This window comes from Vibrio sp. QJM3NY_15 (assembly GCF_057785995.1).
Genome location: NZ_CM173518.1, coordinates 576,949 through 589,678 on the forward strand (window position 1 = coordinate 576,949; position 12,730 = coordinate 589,678).

Annotated in this window: 12 protein-coding genes; 5 read left to right on the forward strand and 7 right to left on the reverse strand. The window is 44.7% G+C overall.

Features of this window, described 5'->3' with window-relative positions; genetic code table 11:
• Positions 1-2: 2 nt before the first annotated feature.
• From AC3CKG_RS18995 to AC3CKG_RS19015, 5 genes are all read right to left on the reverse strand, one after another.
• Positions 3-1,514, reverse strand: coding sequence for an ABC transporter substrate-binding protein (locus tag AC3CKG_RS18995; protein WP_488529800.1), 1,512 nt, complete (start codon positions 1,512-1,514; stop codon positions 3-5).
• A 46-nt stretch (positions 1,515-1,560) separates the two neighbouring features.
• Positions 1,561-2,412, reverse strand: a complete 852-nt coding sequence (locus tag AC3CKG_RS19000) for an ABC transporter ATP-binding protein (protein WP_488529801.1) — start codon at positions 2,410-2,412, stop codon at positions 1,561-1,563.
• Positions 2,409-3,167 carry an ATP-binding cassette domain-containing protein gene (locus AC3CKG_RS19005; RefSeq protein ID WP_488529802.1) on the reverse strand — a complete coding sequence of 253 codons (759 nt, stop codon included), beginning with the start codon at positions 3,165-3,167 and terminating at the stop codon, positions 2,409-2,411. Before AC3CKG_RS19005 ends, AC3CKG_RS19000 begins: the two co-directional genes overlap by 4 nt.
• A gap of 214 nt (positions 3,168-3,381) precedes the next feature.
• A complete protein-coding gene (locus AC3CKG_RS19010) occupies positions 3,382-4,695 on the reverse strand; it encodes an MATE family efflux transporter (protein ID WP_488529803.1) in 1,314 nt (437 codons plus the stop codon).
• Positions 4,696-4,949: 254 nt separating this feature from the next.
• On the reverse strand, positions 4,950-5,819 hold the full coding sequence (locus AC3CKG_RS19015; protein WP_488529804.1) for an AraC family transcriptional regulator: 870 nt from the start codon (positions 5,817-5,819) through the stop codon (positions 4,950-4,952).
• A gap of 115 nt (positions 5,820-5,934) precedes the next feature.
• Between AC3CKG_RS19015 and AC3CKG_RS19020 the strand changes: the two genes are divergently transcribed.
• The 3 genes from AC3CKG_RS19020 to AC3CKG_RS19030 all read left to right on the forward strand — a co-directional run bounded on the left by AC3CKG_RS19020 (position 5,935) and on the right by AC3CKG_RS19030 (position 8,844).
• Positions 5,935-7,083: an aminotransferase-like domain-containing protein gene (locus tag AC3CKG_RS19020; protein WP_017111367.1), complete on the forward strand. Its 1,149-nt coding sequence runs from the start codon at positions 5,935-5,937 to the stop codon at positions 7,081-7,083.
• A gap of 312 nt (positions 7,084-7,395) precedes the next feature.
• Complete coding sequence (gene trhO / locus AC3CKG_RS19025; RefSeq protein WP_065679380.1) at positions 7,396-8,385, forward strand: oxygen-dependent tRNA uridine(34) hydroxylase TrhO; 990 nt, start codon at positions 7,396-7,398, stop codon at positions 8,383-8,385.
• Positions 8,386-8,586: 201 nt separating this feature from the next.
• Positions 8,587-8,844 (forward strand): HP1242/YdcH family protein, encoded by a 258-nt coding sequence (locus tag AC3CKG_RS19030; protein WP_009846137.1) that lies wholly within the window; start codon positions 8,587-8,589, stop codon positions 8,842-8,844.
• Positions 8,845-8,922: 78 nt separating this feature from the next.
• Here AC3CKG_RS19030 and AC3CKG_RS19035 read toward each other — a convergent pair whose 3' ends face one another.
• Positions 8,923-10,194, reverse strand: a complete 1,272-nt coding sequence (locus tag AC3CKG_RS19035) for a histidine kinase dimerization/phospho-acceptor domain-containing protein (protein WP_372204815.1) — start codon at positions 10,192-10,194, stop codon at positions 8,923-8,925.
• Positions 10,166-10,834, reverse strand: a complete 669-nt coding sequence (locus AC3CKG_RS19040; RefSeq protein ID WP_050651245.1) for a response regulator transcription factor — start codon at positions 10,832-10,834, stop codon at positions 10,166-10,168. The genes AC3CKG_RS19035 and AC3CKG_RS19040 overlap by 29 nt, the downstream gene beginning before the upstream one ends.
• Positions 10,835-10,918: 84 nt before the next feature.
• On the opposite strand from AC3CKG_RS19040, the gene AC3CKG_RS19045 reads away from it, so the two are divergent.
• Positions 10,919-12,097 carry a DUF5666 domain-containing protein gene (locus AC3CKG_RS19045; RefSeq protein ID WP_488529805.1) on the forward strand — a complete coding sequence of 393 codons (1,179 nt, stop codon included), beginning with the start codon at positions 10,919-10,921 and terminating at the stop codon, positions 12,095-12,097.
• A 167-nt stretch (positions 12,098-12,264) separates the two neighbouring features.
• A complete protein-coding gene (locus AC3CKG_RS19050; protein WP_280620041.1) occupies positions 12,265-12,720 on the forward strand; it encodes a GNAT family N-acetyltransferase in 456 nt (151 codons plus the stop codon).
• Positions 12,721-12,730 lie beyond the last annotated feature (10 nt).

Genomic DNA, 12,730 nt, shown 5'->3' on the forward strand with positions numbered 1-12,730 from the left:
ATTTAGTTAGCCTGTTTCACTTGTTTGATCTGTGTAGTTTGGTCAACTAAACGGCGCTCACTTGGGTCACGAACCACATTGCTTACGCGCTCGCTTTCACCTTGAATCACACGTTCGTGAAGCAATGGAATCGCAGCAAAGTCATTCAAGATTTTTTGCTCAGCTTCGATGATCGCTTGCTGGCGCTGCGCACCTAGCGGTTGTAGGTCAGCGTGAGCCAGTGCTTTATCTACCTCTTGAGAACAGAATTGACCAAGGTTGAATGAACCCTTACAGCCAAAGTCACTCATCATGTAAGCCACCGGATCACCCGAATCTAGAACCGTTGCGCGAGAAAGGATAAACGCATCAAACTTTCCTGATAGCGCATCGTTTTCTATCTGAGCGTATTCACGGATATCCAGCTCAACCTTAAAACCTACCGCTTCAAGTTGTTGTTTAAGTAGTGCTGCCACTTCTGGAAGCTCAGCTCGGTCAGTAAAGGTACCGATAACAATGCCTTCACCGTTCGCTTTTAGCGTTTTATCAACGGCCTGACCTTCAGGTCGAATTGGCTCAGCCCAAGCAAGCGCAGGGCCTAATAAACCTTGTGCGATATCCGCGTGGTTTTCATATACAGTGCTAACGATCTGTTCTCTGTCTACCGCACCTGCTGCAACCTTACGTAAGTTGATATCGCTGAACACGCCTGACTTGTTGTTCAGGTAAAGCGTATTAGTACGAGGCATCGCTACTTCGTAAAGCAGATCAGGATCAATGGTCGCTATTTGTGAAACAGGTACCGCTTCTACGATGTCTGCCGTACCGGTTCTTAGAGCCGCAGCGCGCGCAAAACCATTCGGAACGTATTCTGCAATCACAGATTCAACCTGTGCTTTTTGACCCCAGTAGCCATCAAAACGTTTCAGTTTCGCGCTTGTTGTGCCGTTAATTTCAGTCAATTCAAATGGACCAGTACCCGCGCCTGTTGGGATAACACGACCATCTTCTTGGTACGCACTTGCTGCAAGAATCGCTAATTGAGGGCTTGATAAACGACTTGGTAGAAGAGGGTCATCAAAGCTGGTTTTGATCTCTACGCGGTAGTTGTCCATCGCTTTCACTTCTAGATCTACACCATCTAGAATGCGTGGCTTAGGTGCTGCTTCAAGCGCTTTTTGTAGAGAGTTCACCACAGAGTTTGCCGTTAACGTCGAACCATCGTGGAATTTAACGCCTTTGCGAACCGTAAATTGCCAAGTCAATGGATCAACCTGTTTCCAGTCCGTTGCCAGCATCGGCTGTGCTACCGAAGTAGGACTCAAGTTAACCAGTGTTTCAGCCGTGCTCCAACGAGATAACTTAAAAGCGTCATCGGAAAGTGGTGACAAGCCGGTTCTTGGCGGTTGCATCATCGCAACACGGATTTCAGATTTGACGGCGGCATCGCTCGACTCTGGTTGAGAGTCAAAACACCCCGTTAAAGGCAGAGCCAGCGCTAGAGCACAAGCCAGTTTGATTGAATTAAAACGCATAGTTATTTTTCTCTGTAAGCTGTATTTCGTAATAAATAAGGTTGTGTTAACAAGTAGATTTCGACAGTGGCTGAGATTCGATCAGCAACTGAGTCGCAGGATGAGCAGGTGTACCCATCACTTGTTCGGTCGGTCCAAACTCCACCATTTCGCCATGGTCAAGAACCAAAACTTCTTCACAAAGCGCTTTTGCTGCGCCTAGGTCGTGTGTCACCAAAATAAGGCGCATATCGCGCTTTTTTTTCAATGAATTCAATAAGTCCAATAACCTTTGACGATTCACCGGATCAAGGCTGCTGGTTGGCTCATCGGCGACTAAAACTGCGGGTCTAACGACAAGAGCCCGAGCAATGGCCACACGTTGAGCTTGGCCTGTAGAGAGCTGATTAGATTTCAGTGATAACAAAGTGGCTGGCAAGCCAACGTCCGATAGACTCTCTTCAATGATGCTTTCATGATTACCAGAAACATCTAGGTTGCTTAGCGGCTCGGCTAAGATCTGTCGAACGGTATAGTAAGGATTGAGGCTGGTGTGGGGTTCTTGAGGCACCAATTGAATCAAGCGACACACCGCGGCTTGTACTTTGCTATTACGAATTGGCAGCGAATGACCAAACAAGCTGATTCGCCCCACCGTCGGCTCTTTAAGGCCAAACAGCAGTTCAATCAGCGTAGATTTACCGGCACCAGAACGCCCAACAATGGCTAAACTTTTCTCTTCAACATTGAGGTCGATGTTTTGCAGCGCTTTGAACGCCTTGCCACCCAACCAACTTGGGATTGAGTAATAGTGAACACCGACATTCTCGAACTTAATCTCGATCGGAGTTTGTGTTTCTAAATCAATCACTGGCATTAACGGCGAGACTTCTGAATTTAATAATAAGGTCGATCTCATGCGATTAGGTCTCTCAATGAACAGCAGAAAGCGTGAGAGCTTGATTCAAGCGCGTGTTTTGGTGCGCCATAAGCCACCACTCCGCCATCATCGATCACCAACAACTTGTCACACGCGAGTGCGCTGTGCAGGTCATGAGTAATAAGCAGACCACCGATTTGTCGCTGCTTAACATTGTCGCGAATCAGCTTGAGTATCTCTTGCTCTGTCACCGGATCTAACGCACTGGTTGGTTCATCTGCAATGATGAGGTCGGCATTACTCAACAAGCCAATCGCAATACACACTCGTTGGCGTTGCCCTCCAGAAATTTGGCTCGGGTATAACGGCAAGATAGTTTCAGGATTAGGGAAACCAAGTTGTACTAGCAATTCGATGAGCTTGATTTTGTCTTGTGATTTGGGCTTAGTGCGAGTCCCCGTCAATGCCAAACTAAGTTGACCTTCGATTGAAACCAGAGGGTTTAAGGCTTGAAGGGCATCTTGGAAGATGACCGTAGGTCGTTGTGCTGCGGTTCTTTGCAGCATAGGCAAACCACATACGATCTCACCAGACAGAGAAATATGACCTTCAACCTCAACCGTTTCTGGCAGAAAACCCGCAATCGCGCGTGAAAGCATCGACTTACCAATACCTGATGGGCCCATGACCGCCAACAGCTCACCTCGATACACATCGAAGTGGATATCTTGGAAAAGTGTTCTCGAAGAGGTTTTGATCGTTAATTGGTCAACAGACAAAAGTGGGGCATTCACACAGGTACTCATAAGTAGATGTTATAACATAACAACTCTATCATTAAGCCTGTATGATGAAAAGCGGACATTGAGCCGGATCGCAAAAAATTTGCCTATGAAACCATCTATGGTCACAATCCGTTAGATACAAAAAAGCGCCTAACTACAAGAAACAGTCAGGCGCTTTCGTAATGATTCTATATGCCCTCAGCTTTGTGGTCGCTGTTATTACTTATGTCATTGGAAGGCATTTCCGCTTAACTTGAGCGATGAACGGATACAAGAATGCAATACGCCCAAGATAGAACAAAGTAAACGCCAACCACAGACCATGATTGCCCCACAAATCGACCGAAAACGCCTGTACAGCCAAGAATACCGCCAAGGTAGCGATGCTAGAGTCTCGAACCGGACGTGTAGTTCCTGTTCCAGTAAAGATGCCGTAAACCGTTAAACCAAAGCCAGCCACCAGCGGGAACACAATCAACCACGGTGCCATCTCTTGGTATAGCGCAACAAGCGTTGGGATATCGGTAAACAAGAAAACAATGTTGTCTTTAAATACCAAGGTCAATAACGTTAACGCAGCAATAAAACCGGCTGTCCATTGGAAATTGAGCCTTAACACACAGTCCAACATTGAAGGATTCTTCTGTCCTACCGCTTTGCCCGCGAACACACTCGATGCATTGGCAATACCATCAAACATGTAACTCACAATAAAGGTTACTTGCATTAAGATTGCGTTAGCAGCCAGAACATCGGTACCCAGTTTAGAGCCAGTACGCGCCATCATGTTGAAGAACACCAAGATACAAATTGTACGTAACAATAAGTCGGTATTCGAAGAGATGATTGTCGCCAGGTCTTTCTTGGTCATCTTCGAGCCTTGCAGGAACTCAGAGATCGAGATGTTGCTGGTCTTCATCACCAGCGTCATACCAATTGCAAAAGTAGTGATTTGTGCAATCAAGCTTGCGTAAGCGACACCAGCCACACCCAAGTCGAAATAGAGTACGAACACCGCATCCAAAACAATATTCAACACGTTACCAAACACTTGTGTGTATAAGACTTCTTTAGCTTTCGCTTGCCCCATCAACCAACCGATAATGGTGTAGTTGAGCAGCACAAAAGGCGCGCCATAAATCAAAATACTGAAGTAGATGCGCGCGTGCTCAGCCACGTTCGCTTCAGGTTCTATCACCCACATCGCACCTTGCCAGATGAGCGGTTGTATCAAAATGAAGATCAAGCCCACCAAACCAGATAGTACAAATGGACGCATCAAGCTGCCCGCTAACTCAGAGCGATTGCCCTTACCCAAGGCCATCGCACTTTGCCCTGTCGTACTTACACGGAAAAAGCCAAACAACCAATACATGGTGTTCATAATGATGGTGCCGATCGCCACACCACCGATCAGTTCAGCAATGCCAAGCTGTCCAATCACGGCGGTATCTACGGCACCAAGCAGAGGCTGAGTCACCGTTGAGATGATGAAAGGGAAAGCGATTTTTAGATAATCTTTGTGGGTAGTGGTCATATTCTAACGAGTGATATTAAGAACTATTTGCAATTAGAAGGGGATGCTATCGTTTAATCCGTACGTTGTCATCATCTACTGGGGTAAATTATCAACAAAGCGCTTTTCTGTTAATTCACCTACATAGAAATGCTTGTTGTCATTGGCACTGCTAATTCGTCTCAACAAAAGAGCAAAGCTTAATTCAAGAAAACACCACAACCATCGATTAAGTGAATTTGCGCTAGCGAGCCAAATAGGTAACTTTAGGTCGGTTAGTAGAAACTCACCGGAAGATAAAAATCGAGTTCAAACACTTCATCACTGTTGAGAAAATGATTCTGATGATAATGCACATACGCAGGAGTTGAGCGCTGTTTAAAGCCAGACGTAGGTAGCCACTTTTCTAACACCATACTGATCTGTGGTAGCAGCTCACCATAACGGCCATTGAGTCGAAACACCGCATGTAAACCACCCGGAATCACCATCTGGTTCACAACACTGCGATACTTAATCGGCTCATCAATCGCGATACACGCCACATAGCGACACTGATCCATTTCAACCCAAGCAGGGTTTGAGTGATGCAAACCAAATTGACTCGAAAAGTCGCGCTGTTCTGAGTTCGCCCACGCTTTCAATATCAGCCACGCGTTGCGAATAGAGCGGTTATAGCCCGTATGTCGAACATAAGCCGCCATGCGCTCCGGTGTTTCAACGATCTTCGGTTCGGGAAACACTCGCTGCGCCACGTTCAAATAGCCCGCCGCGACTTCGGGATCTTTCAAATAGGGTTTTTCTGCTATCTGTAAGTCGTGTTTACGCCATTCTCCCGGTGACATGTTAAAGGTCGCTTTGAATGCTCGGCTGAAAGATGACACCGAACTAAAGCCACATTTGCTAGCAATCTCTACCACTGACGACGTGGTATCGAACATCAATTGATTGGCCGCATACTCCATTCGAGTGCGTCGAATGTACTGATGTAGTGACTCCCCAACCACGCTTTTAAAGGTGCGGTGGAAGTGTTGCTCTGAATAAGCCGCGATCTCAGAAAGCGCTTTTGCCGACAAAGGCTGACTGATGTCTTGGTGAATATGGAACAAAACATCATTGATTCGGGATATGTGTTGTCGTGACATTTTTCAAATAGCATAAATGGACATGTTTATGAGCATAAACGGACACGCTTGTTTTTACAATTGCCGTGTAATATCAAGCGATAGAATAAAAACGAAAAACGACGAGACACAACACATGGAAATCGCACAGTCATTACAACAGATTCAATCTTCATACATTCGAGAAATCCTCGCAGCCGCAAGCGATCCAAATGTCATTTCATTAGCCGGTGGTTTACCGGATGAGAAAACATTTCCTATCGATTTGATGAAGCCAACGCTAGAAAACCTAGCGAACATGCCTGAAGTTTTCCAATACGGTTCGACCGCGGGTTACGGCCCGTTGCTTGATCACCTTACGCAAAGCTACCAATTGCCAGAGACTCACACAGCAATGATCTGTACCGGTTCTCAGCAAGGTTTGGATTTGATTGCACGAGCGTATGTTGATCCGAATGATGTGGTTGTGATGGAAGCACCAAGCTACTTGGGTGCGATGCAAGTATTTGGCTTAGTTCAAGCAAACATTGTGACTGTGTCTCAAACAGAATTTGGCCCAAACCTAGATGAACTAGAGACGTGCTTTGCAGAGCAATCACCGAAAATGTTCTACGCCGTACCAGATTTCCATAACCCAACAGGTGTGTGCTGGGCAACAGAAACTCGTCAAAAAGTGGCTGAACTGTGTATCAAATACAACGTGGCATTCATTGAAGATGCACCATACCGAGAGCTACGCTTTACAGGCACTGAGCTGCCAATGGTTTCTTCGTTCTGCCCTGATAACTCTATCGTTCTTCGTTCATTCTCTAAGATTGCATCGCCAGGTCTACGTATTGGCGCGGTAACAGGCAAACGCAGCTACCTTGAGCCACTGATCAAAGTGAAACAAGGCGCGGACTTACACTCAAGTGTACCGATGCAAGCGCTGCTTGTTGGTCTTCTAAAACATGAAGATTTCAACCTGCACATGGAAAACATTCGCACCCTTTACAAGTCTCGTTATGAAGTGCTGTTTTCAGAACTAGAAAAACAATTGCCTGCTGACTGTGTATTAAAATCCGTTGATGGCGGAATGTTCATTTGGGTAGAAATCCCAGAGTGCGACACCTTCGAGCTGGCTAAGACTCTGCTATCGAATGGCGTAGCGGTAGTACCAAGCCCAGTATTCTATCCAAAGGCTGATGAAGCGAAAGCTGCACTGCGCTTAAACTTCACCAACGCCAACCCAGAAGAATTAACAGAAGCGGTAAAACGTTTAGCGGAAGTACTTAACCAAGCGTAATCACCGATTAAGCAAAACGGACTAGATACCAAGGCCCTGCTGTATTTTTACAGCTGGGCCTTTTTGGTTTGGGAATACGTGTTGTAATTCGAAGTAGATAAACGGTTTCATTGCATTTCCTAGCCCATAAACCACACAAATAGAAATGATAAATAGCCCTACTTTTGGTTGGTTTTTGTCCATCCTTGGCTTGGTTATACTGCGGCGGATTTTAATAAGCCAATATGAGCAAACCTGAGTGAATCAAACTCAGTCTGTATCATAAAAGGCAACGCTCTGGATTTACGTTCCAGCTCGCAGAAAGGAAAAACCATGTCTCAATATGTTGTATGTGCTTTGTATAAATTCGTAGCACTTGATGATTACCAAGAAATTCGCCAGCCACTCACTGACGTGTTAGAAGCTAACCAAATCCGCGGTACTTTGCTACTTGCAAGCGAAGGTATCAACGGTACTGTTGCAGGTAAGCGCGAATCTATCGACGCTCTTCTTAAATGGTTCAAACAAGATTCTCGTTTGGCTGATGTTGTTTACAAAGAGTCGTTCAACGAAGAACAACCATTCAACCGCACCAAGGTTAAGCTTAAGAAAGAGATCGTAACCATGGGCGTTGAGGGTATCGACCCACGCCACGTTGTCGGCACTTACGTGAAACCAAACGAGTGGAACGCTCTGATTTCTGATCCTGATGTAATTCTGGTTGATACCCGTAACGACTACGAAGTGGACATCGGCACATTCAAAAATGCTGTAAACCCAAACACAGAAACCTTCCGTGAATTCCCTCAATACGTTGAAGAAAATCTCGATCCTAAGAAGCACAAGAAAGTCGCAATGTTCTGTACTGGCGGTATTCGTTGCGAAAAATCAACAGCCTACATGAAAGAGCAAGGCTTTGATGAGGTTTACCACCTTGAAGGCGGCATTCTTAAGTACCTAGAAGAAGTACCAGAAGAAGAGAGCATGTGGGAAGGCGACTGCTACGTATTTGATGGTCGTGTTGCAGTTAACCACCAGCTAGAGAAGAGCGGCTACGATGTGTGTAATGCTTGTCGCCTGCCAATCACAGACGAAGACAAAGCGTCTGAGCACTTTGAGAAAGGCGTAAGCTGCCCTAAGTGTGTTGATAAGCACAGCGACGAGCAGAAAGCGCGTTTCCGCGAACGTGAAAAGCAAGTTCAACTGTCGAATGCTCGTGGCGAAACCCACGTAGGCGGCGATGCTGCTCACCTTATCGATCAACGTAAGAAAGAGAAGCTTGCACACAAAGAGCAGCAACGTTCTGGTAAGAAAGCGAAGTAAGCTTTCTACTTTCAACACGCATAGTTCCAAACATATAACTATAAATAGTTAGCTATATACACAAAAAAGGGCGCAAGTTCGAAGATGATTCCTCGAGTTTGTGCCCTTTTTTGATCGCTTTACGGCTTTGTGTTTTGAACCACATTTCTTTCGATAAATTGCTTCTATACTGTTAATAATTCGACTAGAGAGGAAGTGCCAATGCTCAATGAAAACCATGCCTTTATCTTAGATTTCCCAGATCTTAAATTAGACATTGTTCAGCTCAACCACGACGACGAAAAATTCAAAGCAGACATGCAGAAATACCACCAACTCGACTACGACATCCGTCAGCTAGAAATCTCTGGCAGCCCTATCGATGACGACAGCATGCACAACCTCAAAGTAGAACGCATGGAGCTAAAAGACTCGCTACACAAACAGCTCACGCGCCATCACGCGCTTAAGATCGTATAACAACTCATTATGCTAGTGTGGCTGACTTGGCCACACTACTCACCTTCTCATCGGTTTCTTTTATAATGAAACTACCGGTTACCCTGCTTGCTTATCCGCTGAGAAATCCAAGTAAGTACTGAATCGAAGCCCATCATCTTGAGTTTCAAAACTCCAACCCATTCGCTCACAAATTCGTTGCACAATCACTAGGCCACAACCATAGCCAGCATTGTAAGTCTCATTGCCATCATGACGGTTAGTGATCACTAATTGAGAACCTGTCACCACAATTCCAACATCGCCAACACTGTAGCTAAACGCATTTTTGATTAAGTTATTTAATACAATAGTAATAAAGCTCTCTGGCGCATACACAGTGACAGTCCCTTTTACGTCTAGGTTATAACTCGCATCCTGCTTGGCAAACAAAGGCGCCATTTCAAGCAGCTGATTCCGAACTTCGACTTCCAGGTCATAGTGACCGAAATGGTGCTCATCGATACTCTCTTTACCAAGCAGCAAAAACATTTCAGTCAGCACTCGCATCTGTTCACTCGCTTCTTGCAGGCGATTAATCGCTTTTAACGCAACAGGAGGTTGATTGGGTACCTTAGTTAGCAGATCAGCCGATCCTTTTATCACCATTATCGGGGTTCTAAGTTCATGAGAGGCAAATCGATTGAACTCCTCTTCCCGCTGAAAAAATCCTGAAATGTGATTCTTTGAATCTAAAAGCGTTTGCTCAATGTGTCGTGTTTCAGAGTAAGACGTCTCGACTTCAAAACTTGGCTGCTCAGGGTGCATTTGCCCAATTTTCTTTTCTATCTGATTGAGTGGCTTCGACAGCGATCGCACAACATAGATTCCATACAAAACCATAAAAATGGACGTTAAACCGCCAAGTATGAGGGTGTAATTGTGGAGACTCCATTCATACTCGTCGAGGTAGTCGTCGGCGTCATCTTGAAACAAGATATACATTAACCCTTCGCCTGATGGGTGCTCAAAGACATAAAAGTGTTTATCTTCCGTACCTAGCAAGTGTTCATAGAAACCGGGCTCTTTGTAGCGAGCTAACCAAATGGGCAATTCACTTTCACTCCAATAGGTTGAAAACTCATTTTCATTCGGCAACAACGCATCTTCGCCAAGCAACTGATATTCAGACGTATAACGATTAGCTTCGGTGTCTAGCCAGTGGTGCAGGCTGATCACTTCCATCTGGTTTTCAGCGATATAAATAACTGTCCAGAAAAGGCCAAACATGACCAAAGTCATCAAACCAAAGCTGCGACGGATTTTTCGGTAGATGCTCGGGTAATCGCCGTGGCTTAAACCGTTATGCTTTGAGTCGGTAACCTTGTCCATGAATAGTCTCTAATCGTGAATGTTCAAACCCTTTATCGAGCGCGTTACGCAGGCCATAGATATGACTTCGAAGTGCATCACTGCTTGGCGATTCATCACCCCAAACGGAATCAATAACTTCAGTTCTTGAAACAATTGATGGCGCATGACGCATAAGGACTTTTAGTATTTTTAACTGGATTCGACTCAACTTAATAAGCCTCCCTTCTCGATAAACCTCGTCGGTCTGCGAGTTGAGAGTAATATCAGCAAAACTCAGCTTTCCGATATCTTGGCGTGGTCCTCGGCTTGCCAATGCGTTGAGCCTTAAACTGAGCTCTTGCATGGCGAAAGGCTTAACCAAGTAATCATCTCCGCCCGCTTGAAAAGCCGCAATTTTGTCGTCCAACCTATCTTTAGCGGTTAAAAATAGAATTGGCGTAGGGCACTGCACCTCTTCTCTTAACTTTCTAACTGCGGAGATGCCGTCTAATTTAGGCATCATGATATCCATGATAATCACGTCATAATAATTATCAGATGCTAACTTCAACGCCGCTTCACCATGATAAGCACAATCGATCACCATCCCTTCTAACTCTAGGTAATCGGCAATGGTTTCTGCAACATTGTGGCTGTCATCAACGATCAAAACTTTCATCGATTTATTTCACCTTTCTTCACGAGTGCTTCACGTTTGAGTTTATAAGATACACCCTCAATAAACTAAATAAAGAGTATATAGATGAAAAAGTTAGCGCTGATTTCGGTTGTCGGTTTAATTCTAACTGGCTGTGGCGGTAGTGACAGTAATAGCAATGGAAGCAACGATAACAACACGCAAGCTCCATCAGCAGTTCAAGGTACTATTGACTCTGTTTCTAGCAACACCATTGTTGTAAATGGCTATAGCTATCAAGTAGACAGTGCGAACTATGCAGGCGAAGACGTGGCAATTGCAGACCTAGAAAAAAACATGATGGTCTCTATTTCATCTATTGCTCGTAGCGCTTCAACTCACACTGGCGGGACTCAAGTTGGTCTTGAGCCGACCATCGTTGGTCTTATTTCAGACACCAACCACAATAATGGCACATTTAAAGTCAATGGCATCGAATTGACCTTTACAGATCTGTCACGTGAAATTGAAAATGGTGATTGGGTGATGGTTTCTTCTTTACCGACAGCGAATGCAGGTTACAAAGTATTGTCTGTAGTGAAATTCGAGCACTCTAACTTAACAGCGTCGGTTGAAGTTGAAGGTTTGATTAGCGAGTTAGACAGCAACGCGAAAACATTCAAACTTGGCGCAAACTTAAGCGTTGATTATTCAAATGCCCACATCGATAACGATGGGAGCAACAATGGATTATCTAATGGCCTATGGGTTGAAGTGACAGGCTCAATGGCAGACTCTGTACTAACGGCCAATGAAGTGGAAGTCGAAGACTTTAACGAAGTAAGCAATGACACGGAAATAGAAGGCATTATTACTTGGGTGGCCAATGACAAATTATCATTTGATTTAAGCTACAAAGGTCGCTTTCTTGTCAATGACAATACTCGTTACGAAGATGGTAACCAATCAAGTTTGACCGTAGGTACAGAAGTCGAAGTAACAACGAAACAAGCTAACGGCGAAAATGTCGCTACCGAAATCGAATTTGAACACGACGATGATTCACAAGATTGGAATGATAATGACGTTGATTTTGAGGGTGAAGTTCAGAGTACAGATGATGAAACATTGAGCTTTACCATTAAGACAACCTCAGGCAATGAAACCGTCTACGTTAACCAAAACACTCGTTATGAAGATGGCCTAAGTTTCGATACTTTACATGGTCAACGTATTGAGGCTGAAGCTTACAAGGTTAATAACCAGTACATCGCAAGCGAAATCGAAGCAGAAGACAACGACTAACGCATAGAATATCCTTGCTATTAAGTTAAAAAGCCATGCACTACACATGGCTTTTTGATTTAAAGACAATTGAACTTCTAAGCTGATTCGGCTTCTTCAATTATGTTACTGTTTGCTTATTCAAAAGCGTTTAATAAGGAAGCTGAGTGACAATAAAAGAAGAGGATATACAATTCCAGCTCGTTTCAAATTCTGAATTCGAAGAACTGTTTGCGTTTGTTAAACAAGGGCTTTTCATACACGTCGATAGCGTTTTCGGCTGGGATGACGACTTCCAACGTAAGCGACTTTTAAACGACTACCATCCCTCTTGGTTTCATTGGGTATACCGAGGAAAAGAGAGGATTGGACTTGTGTGTTTTAAGCCTTATGACAACGCATACCATATTCATCTGCTGATCATTTCCCCTCAATACCAAGGTCATTCGCTAGGTAAACAAGTCATGTGCCTCATACATAAGAGAGCCACGGAAGAGCGACGTGAGCAAGTCACCTTGTCGAGCTTTAGAAGTAACACTCGCGCCATTAGCTTTTATCGTTCACTTGGCTACCGAGTTGTTGATGAAGGAGATGATGATTTTGTGGGATTGGCTCTCAACCTAGCTAACTCTCAGCCTCGCTAACCATAGAGAA